General features: G+C 71.0%; 16 protein-coding genes. 9 read left to right on the top strand and 7 right to left on the bottom strand.

Going from position 1 to position 16109, the window contains the following annotated elements; translation table 11 throughout:
- Positions 1-158: 158 nt before the first annotated feature.
- The 4 genes from ACWDA7_RS14565 to ACWDA7_RS14550 are packed head-to-tail and all read left to right on the top strand — an operon-like array spanning position 159 to position 1841.
- Positions 159-557 carry a gas vesicle protein gene (locus tag ACWDA7_RS14565; RefSeq protein ID WP_450604514.1) on the top strand — a complete coding sequence of 133 codons (399 nt, stop codon included), beginning with the start codon at positions 159-161 and terminating at the stop codon, positions 555-557.
- On the top strand, positions 554-1354 hold the full coding sequence (locus tag ACWDA7_RS14560; protein WP_450604512.1) for a GvpL/GvpF family gas vesicle protein: 801 nt from the start codon (positions 554-556) through the stop codon (positions 1352-1354). Before ACWDA7_RS14565 ends, ACWDA7_RS14560 begins: the two co-directional genes overlap by 4 nt.
- Complete coding sequence (locus ACWDA7_RS14555) at positions 1351-1545, top strand: gas vesicle protein (protein WP_359410249.1); 195 nt, start codon at positions 1351-1353, stop codon at positions 1543-1545. The genes ACWDA7_RS14560 and ACWDA7_RS14555 overlap by 4 nt, the downstream gene beginning before the upstream one ends.
- Complete coding sequence (locus ACWDA7_RS14550) at positions 1542-1841, top strand: gas vesicle protein GvpK (RefSeq protein WP_432934566.1); 300 nt, start codon at positions 1542-1544, stop codon at positions 1839-1841. The genes ACWDA7_RS14555 and ACWDA7_RS14550 overlap by 4 nt, the downstream gene beginning before the upstream one ends.
- Positions 1842-1857: 16 nt before the next feature.
- On the opposite strand, the gene ACWDA7_RS14545 is transcribed toward ACWDA7_RS14550, so the two are convergent.
- A complete protein-coding gene (locus tag ACWDA7_RS14545; RefSeq protein WP_450604511.1) occupies positions 1858-2673 on the bottom strand; it encodes a methyltransferase domain-containing protein in 816 nt (271 codons plus the stop codon).
- A gap of 125 nt (positions 2674-2798) precedes the next feature.
- Positions 2799-4292, bottom strand: a complete 1494-nt coding sequence (locus ACWDA7_RS14540; protein WP_450604510.1) for a phosphatase PAP2 family protein — start codon at positions 4290-4292, stop codon at positions 2799-2801.
- 98 nt (positions 4293-4390) lie between these two features.
- Here ACWDA7_RS14540 and ACWDA7_RS14535 point away from each other — a divergent pair, with 98 nt between their 5' ends.
- Entirely contained in the window at positions 4391-6010 is a 1620-nt protein-coding gene (locus tag ACWDA7_RS14535) for an ABC-F family ATP-binding cassette domain-containing protein (RefSeq protein WP_450604509.1), read from the top strand.
- Positions 6011-6016: 6 nt separating this feature from the next.
- On the opposite strand, the gene ACWDA7_RS14530 is transcribed toward ACWDA7_RS14535, so the two are convergent.
- Positions 6017-8170, bottom strand: coding sequence for a zinc ribbon domain-containing protein (locus ACWDA7_RS14530; protein ID WP_450604508.1), 2154 nt, complete (start codon positions 8168-8170; stop codon positions 6017-6019).
- A gap of 529 nt (positions 8171-8699) precedes the next feature.
- Between ACWDA7_RS14530 and ACWDA7_RS14525 the strand changes: the two genes are divergently transcribed.
- A complete protein-coding gene (locus tag ACWDA7_RS14525) occupies positions 8700-9077 on the top strand; it encodes a transposase (protein WP_450604506.1) in 378 nt (125 codons plus the stop codon).
- 120 nt (positions 9078-9197) lie between these two features.
- Here ACWDA7_RS14525 and ACWDA7_RS14520 read toward each other — a convergent pair whose 3' ends face one another.
- Complete coding sequence (locus ACWDA7_RS14520) at positions 9198-10304, bottom strand: baeRF2 domain-containing protein (protein WP_450604505.1); 1107 nt, start codon at positions 10302-10304, stop codon at positions 9198-9200.
- Positions 10305-10317: 13 nt separating this feature from the next.
- On the opposite strand from ACWDA7_RS14520, the gene ACWDA7_RS14515 reads away from it, so the two are divergent.
- Positions 10318-10674, top strand: a complete 357-nt coding sequence (locus tag ACWDA7_RS14515) for a DUF6158 family protein (RefSeq protein WP_432939681.1) — start codon at positions 10318-10320, stop codon at positions 10672-10674.
- Between the two features lie 144 nt (positions 10675-10818).
- Here ACWDA7_RS14515 and ACWDA7_RS14510 read toward each other — a convergent pair whose 3' ends face one another.
- The 3 genes from ACWDA7_RS14510 to ACWDA7_RS14500 form a co-directional block, all read right to left on the bottom strand.
- Positions 10819-11349, bottom strand: a complete 531-nt coding sequence (locus ACWDA7_RS14510; RefSeq protein ID WP_450604504.1) for a type 1 glutamine amidotransferase domain-containing protein — start codon at positions 11347-11349, stop codon at positions 10819-10821.
- 370 nt (positions 11350-11719) lie between these two features.
- Positions 11720-12094, bottom strand: coding sequence for a DUF2795 domain-containing protein (locus ACWDA7_RS14505; protein WP_450604503.1), 375 nt, complete (start codon positions 12092-12094; stop codon positions 11720-11722).
- A gap of 82 nt (positions 12095-12176) precedes the next feature.
- Complete coding sequence (locus ACWDA7_RS14500) at positions 12177-13970, bottom strand: thiamine pyrophosphate-requiring protein (protein ID WP_450604502.1); 1794 nt, start codon at positions 13968-13970, stop codon at positions 12177-12179.
- A gap of 360 nt (positions 13971-14330) precedes the next feature.
- On the opposite strand from ACWDA7_RS14500, the gene ACWDA7_RS14495 reads away from it, so the two are divergent.
- Both ACWDA7_RS14495 and ACWDA7_RS14490 read left to right on the top strand, forming a co-directional pair.
- Complete coding sequence (locus ACWDA7_RS14495) at positions 14331-15125, top strand: RNA polymerase sigma factor SigF (RefSeq protein ID WP_450604500.1); 795 nt, start codon at positions 14331-14333, stop codon at positions 15123-15125.
- A 355-nt stretch (positions 15126-15480) separates the two neighbouring features.
- Positions 15481-16109 (top strand): hypothetical protein (locus tag ACWDA7_RS14490; protein ID WP_450604499.1); only part of this gene is annotated, 629 nt, incomplete at its 3' end.

Genomic DNA, 16109 nt, shown 5'->3' with positions numbered 1-16109 from the left:
GAAGAGCCGGAGGAGGAGTACGAGGACGAGGAGGAAGAGGAAGAGCCGGAGGACGAGTACGAGGACGAGGGCGGCTACGGGGAGGAGGAAGGCGAGGAGGAGTACGAGGAAGAGGAGGAAGACCGCGGGGCCGAGCGGGCGCCCGCCGGGAGCCGACGATGACAACCCCCCGCAGGCTGCCGGATCCCTACGGACCCAGCAGCGGCGCCAACCTCGCCGACATCCTTGAACGGGTGCTCGACAAGGGCATCGTGATCGCCGGGGACATCCGGATCAATCTGCTCGACATCGAACTCCTCACCATCAAGCTGCGATTGATCGTCGCCTCCGTCGACAAGGCGAAGGAGATGGGCATCGACTGGTGGGAGTCCGACCCCGCCCTCTCCTCCAAGGCCCGTCGCGATGAACTCACCCGGGAGAACGTCGAGTTGCGTGCCCGCCTCGAGCGCCTGGAGGCCTCCCGTGAAGCGGAGCAGATCGAGGGCGCTCGCACTCGCCGCAGGGAACCGGAGGAGGTCGAGGGCGCTCGCACTCGCCGCAGAAAGGAGTCGTCGTGACCGCGCTGCGCTACGTCTACGCGGTCTGCCGCCCCCTCAGCGCCCCTCTCCAGGCCCAGCTGACGGGGGTGGCGGGCGTTCCGGCCCGGCAGCTGGAACACCACGGGCTCATCGCCGTGCTCAGCCAGGTCGCCGAGGAGGACTTCGCCGAGGAGCCGCTCAAGGAGCATCTGGAGGACCTGGAATGGCTCACCGCCACGGCCCGCGCCCACCAGAACGTCATCGACGCGCTCACCGGCGTGACCACTGCGCTGCCGCTGCGGCTGGGCACCGTGTTCCGTGACGACAGCGGCGTCCGCGTGATGATCGAGGAACGCGAGGAGGACTTCCGGCGGGCTCTGGAGCGGCTGGAGGGGCGCGTCGAATGGGGCGTCAAGGTCTACGTCGAGGAGGAGACGAAGGACGAGACGGGCGAGGCGGCCGATGAGGAGGCGCGGGCGGACGTCCACCCCGCAGAGCGGGCCGCCTCGGGACGGGACTACCTCCGCCGGCGCCGTATGCAGACCATGGCCCACGAGGAGAAGTGGCAGAAAGCGGAGGAATTCGCGCGCCGGCTCCATGAAAGGCTTTCGGCGCAGGCCGAGGACTCCCGGCTGCACGCTCCTCAGAACCCGACGCTCTCCGGGGCTTCCGGGCGCAATGTACTCAACGCCTCCTATCTGGTGCCCCGGTCCCATTCCGAGGAATTCGTGGAATGGGTGGACCGCACCGAGGACGACACTCCCGGAATCCGGGTGGAACTCACCGGCCCGTGGGCTGCCTATTCCTTTACGGGACTTTCGGAAGGTGCGCCGTGACCGCCGTCGAGCACCGGGAGATCGCCCTGGTCGACCTGCTCGACCGGCTGCTCGCGGGCGGGGTCGTGATCACCGGCGACATCACCTTGCGCATCGCGGACGTCGATCTGGTCCGCATCGATCTGAACGCCCTGATCAGCTCCGTCAACGCACAAGTCCCCTCGCCCTGGCCGGAGGCCGAAGCACCATGACCGACAGGACGCCCGGCAAGCGGCGCAACCGGCTGGACCTGGAGCCCGACACCGTGGAGCGCGACCTGGTCAAGCTGGTCCTCACCGTCGTGGAACTGCTCCGCCAGCTGATGGAGCGGCAGGCACTGCGCCGGTTCGACACGGGGGAGCTGACCGAGGACCAGGAGGAACGGATCGGGCTGACGCTGATGTTGCTCGAGGACCGTATGGCCGAACTGCGGCTCCGCTACGGCCTGCGGCCCGAGGACCTGAATCTGGACCTCGGGCCGCTGGGACCGTTGCTTCCGCGTGACTGATCGCCGACCGTGCGGATCAGGCCTCTTTGCGGCCCAGGATTTCGCCGTGCAGGACCGAGAACCAGCCGTCCTCCCGCCGCCCCCATTCCCGCCAGGCCCCCGCAACGGCCCGCAGTCCCACCGGGGTTGAGTGCTCCCCTTCCACCGCCCGGTCCGCGTACGCCGAGTCGACGGTCCGGTCCGCCCACAGCCCGCTCCACCAGTCCCGCTCCTCGGCCGTGGCGAAGGTCCAGGTGCTGGAGGTCGCGGTGACGTCCCGGAGGCCGGCGCTCAGCGCCCATGCCTTCAGCCTCCGCCCGGCGTCCGGCTCACCGCCGTTGGACCGGGCGACCCGGCGGTACAGGTCCAGCCAGTCGTCCAGGCCCTCGGAGGCCGGATACCAGGTCATCGCCGCGTAGTCGGCGTCGCGGACGGCGATGAAGCCGCCCGGCCTGGTCACCCGGACCATCTCGCGCAGCGCCTGCACCGGGTCGCCCACGTGTTGGAGCACCTGATGGGCGTGGACCACGCAGAAGGTGTCGTCCGGGTACTCCAGTGCGTGTACGTCGGCGACCGTGAAGTCCACATTGGTCAGCCCGCGCGCGGCGGCCGTGGCCCTGGCCTGCTCCAGAATCCCGGGCGCGCGGTCCACGCCGGTGACCCGGCCGTCGGGGACCAGTTCGGCCAGGTCCGCGGTGATGGTGCCGGGACCGCAGCCGATGTCCAGGATCCGCATGTGCGGCTTGAGGGAGCCGAGGAGGTACGCCGCCGAGTTGGCGGCGGTCCGCCAGGTGTGCGAGCGCAGCACGGACTCATGGTGGCCGTGCGTGTAGACGGCCGTCTCCTTCGGCATGGGTGTCCCCTCTCGTCGTACGGACCCCGGGCCCGGCCGCGGGGCGCTGCACACCACGGTAGGCGCTCATGCCGAATATTGAGACTGGCGTATTGCCATGTGGACACAGCAGACGGGTCCGGCGGTCAGCGGCGGGGGAGCGGACGGTAGACGGTCAGCGCCTCGGGGAGCTTTTCGAGCGTCACCTCGCCATGGACCTCGGTGACCTCGCCGTCGTACGCGAGCGGGGTGCCCGGAGCCACTCCGTCCACGCGCAGTCGCCTGACCCGGACGGCCGCGTGTGCCGGGGAGCGGGACAGGGGACCCGCGAAGGCGGCGGCCAGCAGGCGGGCGGCCGGCCCGCGGCCGCCGTGCACGACCCGTACGTCGAGCCGCCCGTCCGCCAGGTCGTGGCGCCGGGCCGGGGCGAGGCCCATGCGGTGGTAGGTGCCGTTGCCGGCGAAGAGCAGCCACAACGGGCGGCTGCGCCCGGAGAGTCGCACGCGCAGCGGATGACGGTCGGCGCGCAGGACGCGCAGGGCGGCGAGGACCCCGGCGGGCCAGCCGCCGATCCGGCCGGACCAGTGCTCCCGCTCGCGCACCAGCTCCGGATACACGCCCAGGCTGCACGTGTTCACGAAGCAGCCGCTGGCCGTCTTCGAGGAGAAGCGGCCCACGTCGACCCGGACCGCGTCGCCCCGCTGGAGGGCGCGCACGGTGTCACGTATGTCCTCGATGCCGAGGTCGAGGGCGAAGTGGTTGAGGGTCCCGCCCGGCAGGACCGCGAGCGGGAGGCCGTGCCGCAGGGCGACGTCGGCGGCGGCGTTCACCGTGCCGTCGCCGCCACACACGCCGAGGACGAGGGCGCGGGCGGCGGCCTTCTCCAACTCGGTGCGGACCTCGGACGGTTCGCACTCCACCGTCTCGGCGCCCGGAAGGGCCTCCTCGAGTGCGCGGACCCGCTCGGCGGTTCCCGAGCCCCGGTTCGCCACGACCACGAGCCCGGTCCCGTCGGGCAGCGCGGGTACGTTCGCATGCCGGTTTCCGGGCGGCGGCACCAGATCGCGGGTCGGCACGAGGCCTCGTACGGCATAGGCGGCACCCACGCCCAGGGCCGCACCCGCGAGGACGTCGCTCGGGAAGTGGACGCCGGTGTAGACGCGGGAGACGGCCACGGCGGCGGCCAGCGGCGCGACCGCAGCGCCCCAGCCGCGCGACTCCAGGGCGACGCCCGCCGCGAAGGCGGCGGCAGAGGCGGAGTGCCCCGAGGGGAACGATGTGGTGATGGGCTGGCGCTTGAGCCTGCGGACAGCGGGCACCGGGTCGAGGACCGGCCGGGGACGGCGGACCGTCCGCTTGCCGATGGTGTTGATGGTGGCGGAGGCCAGCGCCAGCGAGGCGACACCGCGGGCGGCCGCCCTGCGGGCACGGGGCGTCCGGGCGGCGGCCACGGCGGCGGCCGTCGCGAACCACAGGACACCGTGGTTGGCGGCCCGGCTGAGCCAGGGAAGCAGCGGGTCGGCCCCCGGCCAGTGCCGGGCGGCGACGGACTCGAACAGGCGGCAGTCGGCGGCGAGCAGACGGTCGCGCAGCGGATGCGGGCCCGGCGGACGCAGGGTGAGGTCGACATCTGGGGTCATGCAGGGCGGCTACCCCGAGATGCCCGAACCCTGCCCGGGCTCCGGCCCCGGCGATAAACGATTGCCCAGGCCGGGTGCGTCTGCCCACAATGCGCCGCATGGGACACCTTGAAGCCGCGCACCTCGAGTACTACCTCCCGGACGGGAGGGCGCTCCTCGGCGATGTGTCCTTCCGGGTCGGCGAAGGCGCGGTCGTCGCGCTCGTCGGACCCAACGGCGCCGGGAAGACGACACTGCTGCGGCTGCTGTCAGGAGAGCTGAAACCGCACGACGGATCGGTCACCACGAGCGGCGGGCTCGGGGTCATGCGGCAGTTCGTGGGTTCGGTACGGGACGAGACGACCGTACGGGAGCTCCTGGTCTCCGTCGCCCCGCCCCGTATCCGCGAGGCCGCCCGCGCCGTGGACGCCGCCGAGCACGCCGTCATGACGGTCGACGACGAGGCCTCCCAGCTCAAGTACGCACAGGCGCTCGCCGACTGGGCCGAGGCCCGGGGATACGAGGCCGAGACGCTGTGGGACATGTGCACCACGGCGGCGCTCGGCGTGCCCTACGACCGGGCCCAGTGGCGCCAGGTCCGCACCCTCTCCGGCGGTGAGCAGAAGCGGCTGGTCCTCGAGGCGCTGCTGCGCGGCACCGACGAGGTCCTGCTGCTGGACGAGCCCGACAACTACCTCGACGTGCCCGGAAAGCGGTGGCTGGAGGAGCGGCTGGAGGAGACCCGCAAGACCGTGCTGTTCGTCTCCCACGACCGGGAGCTGCTGGCCCGCGCCGCACGACGGATCGTCTCCCTGGAGCCGAGCCCCACGGGTGCCGACGCCTGGGTGCACGGCGGCGGTTTCGCCACGTACGGCGAGGCCCGCCGGGAACGCTTCGCGCGCTTCGAGGAGTTGCGCCGGCGCTGGGACGAGAAGCACGCCCAGCTGAAGAAGCTGGTGCTGAGCCTGCGCCAGGCCGCCACCGTCAGCCATGAGCTGGCCTCCCGCTACCAGGCGGCCCAGACCAGGCTGCGCAAGTTCGAGGAGGCCGGGCCGCCGCCCGAGCCGCCGCGCGAGCAGGACATCAGGATGCGGCTCAAGGGCGGCCGTACCGGGGTCAGGGCCGTCACCTGCGAGGGACTCGAGCTGACCGGTCTGATGAAACCCTTCGACCTAGAGGTCTTCTACGGCGAGCGGGTCGGCGTCCTCGGCTCGAACGGCTCCGGCAAGTCGCACTTCCTGCGGCTGCTCGCGGGCGGCGACGTGGCGCACACGGGGCTGTGGCGGCTCGGTGCGCGCGTGGTGCCCGGGCACTTCGCCCAGACCCATGCGCATCCCGAACTGGAGGGTCGTACACTCCTGGACATCCTCTGGAAGGAGCACGCGCAGGACCGGGGTGCGGCGATGTCCCGGCTGCGGCGCTACGAGCTGACCGCGCAGGCCGAACAGCACTTCGACCGGCTGTCCGGCGGTCAGCAGGCACGTTTCCAGATCCTTCTGCTCGAGTTGCAGGGCGTCACCGCCCTGCTGCTCGACGAGCCGACCGACAACCTGGACCTGGAGTCCGCGGAGGCGCTCCAGAAAGGCCTGGAGGCGTTCGAGGGCACGGTCCTCGCGGTCACCCACGACCGGTGGTTCGCCCGTTCCTTCGACCGCTATCTGGTCTTCGGCAGCGACGGCCGGATCCGTGAGACCCCGGAACCGGTCTGGGACGAGCGGCGGGTGGAGCGGGCGCGCTAAGAGTCATCACGTGATGCTGGTGTGATGCCGGTCGACCAGTTCCCGTGCAGAGCGTGTGCGCGTGGGTGGCGCGTTCTCCGTGCGGGCGGCTGTTCCGACGTGGGCCTTGTGCCGCGTGGTTGCGGGTCGGGTCTCATTCGGGGTGGGCCGGTACCGGTCGTCGGTGTTGTGTCGAGCAGAGGCCTGTTGTCCCGAGGTGTTCGGGGCAGAAGCTGCCGCGTGGGTGCGGCCCGGGCTGGGGCGGGCACCGCGCTGCGGTTGACTCGACAGGGCTTCTTGCAGCCCTGCTTGGAACAAGGTTTGTGTGCTGCGTGCCTGGCCAGTGTCCAGGCACGCAGTGCTGGGGTCGTCCGGATCGCCGAGGTAGACGTGGGCGGCGAGGAGGGCGGACACCAAGTCGCGGTCGCCGATCAACCCGCACTCCGGGCAGGTGTGGATCCGGTCGGCGAGGGTTTTGGCGACCGGTTCGCCGCACAGACACCTCTGGGACAGGCGGGTGGTGAACGTGGACGCGCGCAACAGCCAGCCGCCGGCCTTCTCGCATTCGCGGGATATCGCGGTGATGACCCGTCCAGGAGTAGTGGCCTGTAAGGCCTTTCCCCATAGCCGGAACCAGGTGCGAATGTCGCAGTCCTCGACGACCAGCCGGTTGCCGTGTCCGGCAATGATCTGTTCAGCGATGCGCCGGGCGCGATGGTCTTGCGCCGCGGCCGCGCTCGCCGCCGCCTCCGCGAGCCGGGCCCGGTCGAACCGGTAACCGGCCGACAGGGCGTCACGCCGGTGCGCTTGCTTGGGAATACCGGCCTTGTTCGCGGCCCGGGCACCTGCGGGCACCTCAACGTTCCGGGCCGGCAGGCCCGCGGCCTGGCGCCGCTCCGCGCGGGCCTGTTGCCGTTTCGATGGCTGGTATTGGGCGTTGTTGGTCGCCCGGCGGGAGCGGTCGAGAGCCCGTTTGCGGCCACGTTCCTTGCGATGGGCTTTCTCGAGCGCGGCACGTTCCGTCTCGGTGAGCTCGACCCGGGTTACGTGGAGGGGCCCGTCGGCGGGGTCGAAAGTATCCGGAAGGGAGACGACGGACAGGTTGGAGACGTTCCCGTCGATCCCGCCCACACGCTGCGATCCAGCCGCGGCCTTCCGCCGGGCCCTTGTCGCAGGCGACGCATAACCTCCGGCAAGGACCATCAGGTGAGCTTCGTAGGCCCACCCGCCAGGGGATCCGGCGTCGCGGCGGCGAACGAGATCAACCTTGTGCCGCGTGTCCGGGTTGTTCAGGAAGTGCAGCAGTCGCGGCCACCGGCCGGAGCCGGACGGCAGTCGCACGGGCAGGACCAGGTCCCCGCGCTGCGAAGTAGCACCCCCGGTGAACACGACGGCCAGGGGGCCGGCGTGGTCCCACCACGTAGCAGCCCGGGTCTTCGGTGTGCCTTTCGGTGTCACATCACCCGTCGGTATGCGGCCTGTGGGGCGTGCAGGCACGAGCAGACGACGCGGCTGCTCCAGCACCCTCATCCCTGCCGGAAGTGCCGCTGCCTGCTCCGGCGTAGCCACCGAAGGTTCAAGGCTGCGGTGCCGGTAGACGTCCAGGTGCCCGGCAAGCGTGCCGTGCAAGCGGAACGTCTCCCATTTCCGGGCGGTGGTATGTGATCGGGCCCGGCCGGGGATCCGGGCGTAGTCCCACCAGCGGCCCACCCGCGGGCGCCCGAACCTGCGACCCGACGCATCCGGGAACAAGTGCCGACTTATCGACGTCTCGAAGACCTCGTCGGCCTGGTGCATCACCAGTGCTTTGGTGACGTGATGCCCAAGATGACTGGAGTTCTCCATGTGCCGGTAGGCGCGGCGTTCCATACCCTCCCGGGTCAGACCCAGCGCAATCCGCCAAAATTTCGCATCCGCCTTCCGGCGCACCTCACCGGCCCAGTACGCGTCGACCGCGGCACGTGCGTCGCGTTGCAGAGCGCGTTTCACCGACCACATGGAGGAAAACAGCTGCTCAACCCGGTGCACAGACGCGAGGTCATGGATATCCAACGGGAGGCGAATCACCGCAAGTTCGATGTCCTCGCCTCGTTTCCACCGGACACCCTTGTTCTTCCCGCGGAACCGGCGGGCCGGCGCGTCGTCGGAGGCAGGCACCGTCTCGAGCATCTCAACGCTCACCGAAAACCCACCTCCTTTCAACGTCCCAACAACAGGTGTCTGTCCGCACCGTTGGCAGCGCGGCAACCAACACCGAAGCTACATGCCCCCACTGACAACAGCCCCCAACACGGCAGCAGTTCCGGCTCCACGCTTTCCTCATGCGCCTGCGGCTTGCTGTCACTGCACCTCTGCTGACCTGCGTGCGTGGACAGGCCTGACAGGACCGCAACTCCACCACCTTGTCCAGCAACTGAGCGAACTCATGCCCGACACGGGCCGCGGGCGCCCCTGCGCGCTCCCGTGTGCAGTCGGGGTCATTCTCATCGTGCTTGCCTACCGCGCCAACCTGATCATGTAGCAACTCGGTGCCCTCTTCGGCATCTCTCATGCTGCAGCGCACCGCACTATCGACCGGCTCGCGAAGCCCCTCGCCGAACTCCTTGGTCCACCGTCCACCGATCGACGGGAACTCTGGATTGTTGACGGCACACTCATTCCCGTCCACGACCAATCCAGCACTGCGAAAAGCAAGAACTACCGGCGCAGCGTGAACGTGCAGATCGTCTGCCGGCCCGTGACCGCCGGGTCGTGGCTGTCGGGGCGGCGCGGCCGGGCAACCGCAACGACGTCGTCGTCTTCCGAGAAACCCTCGCACCAACGCTGCCCGACCATCCCAGACTGTCAAGCGACGGCGGCTACCGCCGCATCGACCGCATTCGCACGCCACGCCACGGACCCAACGGCCGCATCATCAAAGACCGCACCTCCCGAAGGTTCCGCAAAACGGCAAGCGGTCGCTGAACACACCATCGCCCGCCTCAAAGACCACCAGAGCCTCCGCCAATGCAGGTGCCGTGGCGATGCGGTCAACCATGTCGTCGCCGGCGTCGCCGCACTCCACAACCTCAAACTCGACATCCGGTAAACAGGGCCACCACCCAAGCAAGGCGCGGCCCACCCGCCTCACGTGATGGCTCTCAGCCGGGTGAGCGCCCGTTCGCCGGCGCAGGGCGGGAAACCGCCGGACACCGCCGGGGGGCGGGCGTTAGGCCCAGCGCAGCAGTGCCCCCACTCCGCCCAGCGGCGCCTCCCTCTCCGGTGCGGACGGCACCGAGACGGCCGCCGCCCCGTTCTCCACCACGGCCCGTACCAGCGCGTCGTCGGCGCGAGCCTGGGCGGGATGCCGCTCACCCAGTGCGGTGAGGTCGCCGCGGCGGACCGCCACCTGGTCGGCGGCCTCACCGATCCACACCTCACGGCGTGTGTCGGGGCCACCCGAATGGATCAGAAGTTCGTCGATACGGTGTTCGCGTGCCGCCTCGACCACGGCGGGCACGCCCTCGACCGCCCTGGTGCGCCCCTCCTCGTCCGGGGCGCGGGCCGCCAGGAAGAGTTCCAGCTCCTCGGCCGCCCGGCCGCGTAGATGCTCGGCCCGGATCCGCTCCACGTCGTCGTCAAGCAACCGGCTGCCCGGGCCGTGCCGCGCCTCGGCCACCCGGTCCTGGAGCCGGCGCGGCAGCCGCTCGTGCACGGAGCGCCGCTCGCGCTGCTCGCCGACGAGAATCACCAGGTCGGCGCCCGTCTCCTCCTGGCAGACCGCGAGCGCGTCCGCGATCTCCGCCGCGTTGTGTTCCCAGACGTTCTCGACCCGCAGCTGGAAGTGGCGCACCGACCAGTCCGAGGTGGCCGTACGGTGCAGCGGCCACTGCTTCCCGGTCACCTCCCCGGCCTCCTCGCTGCCCAGCGCACCCCGCAGCTCGAACTCGGCGCCCTTGCGGTCGATGTAGGCCACGACGCACACGGGCTCCTCGTTGGCCAGGTCGAGCAGGGGTGCCGTGTGCGGCAGCGTCGCCCACACCGCGGAGGAGCCGCCCGGCGGGGCGGCCAGCGGCGGATCCAGGACCACCTCGCCCGCACGGGCGAACAGCGCCCTGCCGTGCGGCTCGGGGGAGTGGGCCAGCTCCTCGATCGCCGTCCGGACCGCATGGCACGTCGCCTCGTCCGCCCCCTGCCCGGCCAGGTCACCGGCGAGCCACTGAGCGGTCAGCTTGCGCTCGCGTGCTGTGGACTCCGTGTGCCGGGAGGTGTCGACGTATACGGAGGCCCAGGGACCGGGATGTTCGTACAGTGGATGGAGAAAGGCGAGATCCATGGCTCCCTCCCGGATGCCGCTCGGGGTATTGCTTTTTCCGGGCGGGTACCCGGACCGCACTGAGGAACACGACGAGCGGGGTACCACCATGACCGGAGTCGACCCGGGCCGGCTGACCGACCACCAGCTCATGAAAGAGCTGGAAGCGATCCACCGCACACGCCACGACACGCTGCTGTACGGCTCGAACGACGCACTGCGTACGCACAACCACCGTATGGCGCAGCTGGAGGGCGAGTACCTGCGCCGCCATCCACGCCGGGGGGTCGCGGCGAGCCGCACCCGGGACGGGGCCCGGAACCGGGAACCGGGCACGCCCCTGACGGAACTGGGCAGCGCTCGCCGAGAAGGGGTGGGGCCCGCCCGCTGACACCGGCCGCACGCGTCCGGTGTCCTGGGCGCGCGAGGGCCCGGGACACGCAGAACCGGACGGTGCGGCCCCTCATCATGGGGCCGCACCGTCCGGTCGTCAGGCGTCACACGGTCAGCGCCGTCCGCGGGGCGGAAACCGCGGCTACGCGGCGAACTCCGTCAGGATCGCCTCGTCGAACGCCTTCAGATCGCCCGGCTTGCGGCTGGTGATCAGTGTGTTCTGCCCGTGGTCGACGCGTACCTGCTCGTCCACCCAGGTGCCGCCGGCGTTGCCGATGTCGGTGCGCAGGCTCGGCCACGACGTCAGGGTGCGGCCCCGTACGACGTCTGCCTCGACCAGCGTCCACGGCGCATGGCAGATCGCGGCGACCGGACGGCCCTGACCGAAGAAGTCCCGGATGAACTCGACGGCCCGCTCGTCCATCCGCAGGAAATCAGGGTTGGCCACGCCTCCCGGCAGGACCAGCCCGTCGAAGGAATCGGCCTCGACCTGGCCGACGAGCGCGTCCACCGGGAACGTGTCCGCCTTGTCCAGGTGTTTGAACGCCTGGATGTGGCCCGGCTTCGTCGACACCAGGACCGGCTCGTGGCCGGCGTCGACGAGGGCCTGCCAGGGGTCGGTCAGTTCCACCTGCTCGACGCCTTCCGGCGCCGTCAGGAACGCGATGCGCATGATGTCCCACTGTCCTTTCTGTGCCTGTGCCTGCGCCTGTGCCTGCCGGGCGGCCTCGTCGTACGCCGCCTCGTTCGCGTCGGGTGCCGGGCGTCGTCCCGCGTGGACGCGGCGCGGTAACTCATCGCCGTACGGCAGCAGTACGCATATGCGGATCCCCGCGGCCGTGCCCGATGGGACGGCCGCGGGACAAGACGCCGAGCCCGGGGGTGTGGATGCCCTCCGGCGGCTCGGGGTCCCGGTCGCCGTTCACGACGGTGCGCACGTTCCGCGGCGCCTCTGCCTTGTGCACGTGGGGGGTCACCGGGACGTCGGTGGAACGACGCCCGGAGTACCTCCGGCCGTGCCCCCCGTGCGCGGTGCGCGGCCCTCACACACTGACGGTGGCTTCGGCGAGCGCCTCCTGGTTGGCGAAGCGCGTCGAACGCCGGAGCCGCTCCACGGTCTCGACCAGGGGGTCGGGCGCGTTCTTGTCGCGCAGGACGCGGACCAGGTCGCCCGCGCTCGCGGGAAAGTCGCTGCGCCCGAGATACCGGGCCAGCTCCAGCCGGGCGGCCTCCAGGGCCACCCGGGGGGTGCCGGGCACCACCGCTCCGCGCCAGACCGCCGGGTCGTCGTCGGCCGTCGGCTCGGGGTCGTGCCACTCCTCGGTGCGGGTCGGGTGACCCGACCGCAGCAGACCCTGCAGTTCGTGCTTCATTTCGTCGTCCCTGTGGACGTTCAGCCGGTCACTGCCTCGCTGCATGACTCCCTCCAGATCTTCGGGGGTGGCCCTCGCGTACCCGGTGGGCCGCGTCCGACACGGCGACCGGGGGTGCGGTCGGTGGCTATTGGTGGCCGCGTCCGGGCAGGAACTCCTGCACCTTCGCCTTGAAGCCCTGGCGAACCATCGGACCGCGGTCCGCGTCGCCCTTCAGGATCGAGGCGGCCGTGGCCTCCATCTGCTCCCAGGTGGCGTGCGGCGGGATCGGCGGCACCGCCGGGTCCGTGAGGAACTCGATGACCGCCGGGCCGTCCGCCTCCAGGCCCGCGCGCCAGCCCGCCTCGACGTCCTCCGGCTTCTCCACCCGGACGCCGGTCAGCCCGAGGGAGCGGGCGAACGCGGCGTACTGGACGTCGGGCAGTTCCTGGGAGGGCAGGAACGACGGGGAGCCCTCCATGGCCCGCATCTCCCAGGTCACCTGGTTGAGGTCGTGGTTGTTCCAGACACCGACCACCAGACGCGGGTCCGACCAGCGGTCCTGGTACTTCGCCGCGGTGATCAGCTCCGCAAGTCCGTTCATCTGCATCGCCCCGTCACCGACCAGGGCGATCACGGGCCGGTCCGGGTGGGCGAACTTCGCGCCGATCGCGTACGGGACCCCGCAGCCCATCGTGGCCAGCGTGCCCGACAGCGACCCGCGCATCCCCGGCCGCATCGTGAGGTGCCGGGCGTACCAGTTCGCCACCGAACCCGAGTCCGACGTCACGATCGCGTCTCCGGGCACCAGCGGGTCCAGCGCCCAGGCCACGTACTCCGGGTTGATCGGGTCCGCCGAAAGCTGCGACCGCCTCTCCATCACCTCGTGCCAGCGCCGCACATTCGCGCAGACGGTGTCGTACCACTCCCGCCCGCGGTGCGCGTCCAGCAGCGGGATGAGCTGCTCCAGGGTCGCCTTCGCGTCGCCGACGAGGTTCACCTCGTACGGATAGCGCATCCCGACCATGTGCGGGTCGATGTCGATCTGCACACCGCGCGCCTTGCCGAATTCCGGCAGGAACTGGGTGTAGGGGAACGAGGAGCCGATCGTGAGCAGCGTGTCGCAGTCGCGCATCAGCTCGTACGAGGGCCGGGTGCCCAGCAGGCCGATGGAGCCGGTGACGTAGGGCAGCTCGTCGCTCAGTGCGTCCTTGCCGAGCAGCGCCTTCGCCACGCCCGCGCCGAGCAGCTCGGCGACCCGCTGCACCTGAGTGCGGGCCCCGGCAGCGCCCTGGCCGATCAGGATGGCGGGCTTGTCGCCGGAGTTGAGAACCTCGGCGGCCCGCTCCAGCGAGTCCTGGGTGGGCATCGCGGTCCAGCCGCTGCGGTCCAGGCTGGAGGGGACCATTTTGAACTCGTGCGTCGGCGGCGAGTAGTCCAGTTCCTGCACGTCACCGGGGATGATCACGGCGGTGGGGGCGCGGCGCGCGTAGGCGGTGCGGATCGCGCGGTCGAGGACGTTCGGCAGCTGCTCGGGGACGTTCACCGTCTCCACGAAGTCGGAGGCGACGTCCTTGAACAGGGTGTGCAGGTCGACCTCCTGCTGGTACGAGCCGCCCATCGCCGTCCGGTGCGTCTGACCGACGATCGCGAGGACGGGGACATGGTCGAGCTTGGCGTCGTACAGGCCGTTGAGCAGGTGGATCGCGCCGGGACCCGACGTCGCCGCGCACACTCCGAGACGGCCGCCGAACTTCGCGTAGCCCACCGCCTGGAACGCGGCCATCTCCTCGTGCCGTGCCTGGACGAAACGCGGATGGTCCTCGGCCCGGCCCCAGGCCGCGAGCAGGCCGTTGATGCCGTCGCCGGGATACCCGAAGACCTGCTCGACACCCCATTCGCGCAGGCGCTGAAGAATGTGGTCGGCGACCTTGGGGCTCATCGGTGGACCTCCCATGGGAAGAGGGGTGTACGGATCGCACCTGTCGAGTCACCCGGGCGGTGCCGGGAAAACCTGGTGAAGGCGTGCGGCGGCCTCGGGGCCCGGGCAGGACCGCCGCCGGGCTGGCCGTCCCCGTCCATGTGTGGGGCGTGTACGCCCTCTCGCGACGCTCCGTGGTCCTTTCGCGCATTCCCGTGTTTGCCGTGCACGGCCCGGGGCAGGCGCAGCCTCAGTGCTTCGGACAGGAGGCACGTCCGTGGGAGCGGTGGAAACCCGCCACGGGTGTGCCCGTCCGGCTCGGGTTCCCCTCCCACGGTGACCGTCCACCCAAGGCACCAGCAAAGGGAGTTGCGACCCACCATGCAGAATCGAGCGAGCGTGAAGCACCACCCCCATGACGACGCCCCGGAGACGGTTGAGGCCTTCCGCAGGCTCGCCACGCTCCCGCAGGGCCCCGAGCGCGACGCGCTCCGCGACGAGATCGTCGAGGCCTGGCTTCCCATGGCCGAGCGGCTCGCGGGCCGTTTCCGCAGCCGGGGCGAGAGCTTCGAGGACCTCCGTCAGGTGGCGGCGCTCGGTCTGGTCAAGGCAGTCGACCGGTACGACCCCGAGCGCGGCCACGCGTTCGAGAGCTATGCGGTCCCCACCGTCACCGGGGAGATCAAGCGGCATTTCCGCGACCACATGTGGACCCTGCACGTGCCGCGCCGGGTCCAGGACCTGCGCAACCGGGTGAGGTTCGCCTATCAGGACCTGTCGCAGACCGTCTCCGGCCGTAGGCCCACCGTCGCCGAGATCGCCGAGCACGCCGGGATGAGCGAGGAGGACGTCCTCGTGGGTCTCGAGGCCCTGGAGAGTTTCACGGCGCTCTCGCTGGACGCCGAAGTACCGGGCAGCGAGGACGGCTACTCCCTCGGGGACTCCCTCGGCTCGCCCGACCCGGCCCTCGACACCGTCATCGACCGCGAGGCCGTCAAGCCCCGGCTGCACGCCCTGCCGGAACGCGAACGCGCCATCCTCTACATGCGGTTCTTCGACGACATGACGCAGAGCAGCATCGCCGAGCGGCTCGGCATCTCCCAGATGCACGTCTCCCGTCTGATCAGCCGCTGCTGCAACCGGCTCCGGGACCAGGTGATGCGGGACGCCGCGTAGGCGCTGCGTGGTGAGGGGCCGAAGCGGCCACTGAGCGGGAAGGCCGAGTCCCTCACGGGGCACGCGTGACCAGGGCGATGTGACGGGAGGTCAGGTCCGTCACGCTGCCCCGCCGACGAGGAGTCCGGGCGTGCGACGCCGGGGACCGGTGTGAGATCTGCCCCCAGGGGCCAGGTGGTGAGTGCTGCGCGGATCGGAGAGGTCCCGTCCGCGCGCACCGCCGGTCACCCGCCCGGCGGTGCCGGTGGCACGAATGGGGCCCGGCCGCGCGCGGGCCGGGGCCGGGCGGGCTGTCATGGGCTCTTGGGGGCACCACCGGCGTGCCCCGGAGGAACCCGTCGAAGGAGTCACCCGCATGCGCCGCAGTGCCCGTGTCCTGTCCGCCGCCGCTCTGGCCGGTTCCGCCGTGGGTTTCATGGCCGCGCCGGCCTCCGCCGAACCCTCCGCGGAGATCACCCCGCACTCCGCGGTGCCCGGTGGCGCGGTCACCGTCACGGTCTCCTGTGCCATGTCGGGCGGCGCCCCGCCCGACTTCATCGAGGCCACTTCCCAGGGCTTCGAGGACGGGAGGGTCCGGCTCTACCGGGTCGACGGCGATGCCATCAGGGCCCTTGACTCCTCCTCCGTCCTGTACAGCGGTGTGGCCCGGATCCCGGACGGTGGCGCCGTCGGCAGCATTGCCGCCCTGGCGGGCCGCGATGCGGAGTGGGGCGTCGAGGGGCGGTGTCCGGTGAGGCCCGGCGGCCGCGTCAAGCCATGGAGCGCGTCGTTCAGCGTGAGCCGGGACCGCACCGATGGCCGGCGAGGTGAGGACCAGGGGACGCTGCCCGGGAGCCGGCAGGCAGAAGGCCAGGCGCGGACGCAGGAAAGCCAGGAGGCGATGACCGAGCCACAGGCCCCGGGCGGACAGCAGGGCTACGGGCAGGCCCAGCAAGGGGGGACGGGGCAGGGCGGCGGCCGGGTTCAGCAGCCGGGGACGCAGCT

This window comes from Streptomyces sp. NPDC001156, from assembly GCF_053598275.1.
This window is presented reverse-complemented; position numbering and strand designations above follow the sequence as displayed.

Excerpts from the sequence above, each read along its gene's own strand:
- ACWDA7_RS14565 (WP_450604514.1), top strand. The coding sequence starts at position 159 with ATGACAACCCCCCGCAGGCTGCCGGATCCCTACGGACCCAGCAGCGGC.
- ACWDA7_RS14550 (WP_432934566.1), top strand. The coding sequence starts at position 1,542 with ATGACCGACAGGACGCCCGGCAAGCGGCGCAACCGGCTGGACCTGGAG.
- ACWDA7_RS14545 (WP_450604511.1), bottom strand. The coding sequence starts at position 2,673 with ATGCCGAAGGAGACGGCCGTCTACACGCACGGCCACCATGAGTCCGTG.
- ACWDA7_RS14540 (WP_450604510.1), bottom strand. The coding sequence starts at position 4,292 with ATGACCCCAGATGTCGACCTCACCCTGCGTCCGCCGGGCCCGCATCCG.
- ACWDA7_RS14535 (WP_450604509.1), top strand. The coding sequence starts at position 4,391 with ATGGGACACCTTGAAGCCGCGCACCTCGAGTACTACCTCCCGGACGGG.
- ACWDA7_RS14520 (WP_450604505.1), bottom strand. The coding sequence starts at position 10,304 with ATGGATCTCGCCTTTCTCCATCCACTGTACGAACATCCCGGTCCCTGG.
- ACWDA7_RS14515 (WP_432939681.1), top strand. The coding sequence starts at position 10,318 with ATGCCGCTCGGGGTATTGCTTTTTCCGGGCGGGTACCCGGACCGCACT.
- ACWDA7_RS14510 (WP_450604504.1), bottom strand. The coding sequence starts at position 11,349 with ATGCGCATCGCGTTCCTGACGGCGCCGGAAGGCGTCGAGCAGGTGGAA.
- ACWDA7_RS14505 (WP_450604503.1), bottom strand. The coding sequence starts at position 12,094 with ATGCAGCGAGGCAGTGACCGGCTGAACGTCCACAGGGACGACGAAATG.
- ACWDA7_RS14500 (WP_450604502.1), bottom strand. The coding sequence starts at position 13,970 with ATGAGCCCCAAGGTCGCCGACCACATTCTTCAGCGCCTGCGCGAATGG.
- ACWDA7_RS14495 (WP_450604500.1), top strand. The coding sequence starts at position 14,331 with ATGCAGAATCGAGCGAGCGTGAAGCACCACCCCCATGACGACGCCCCG.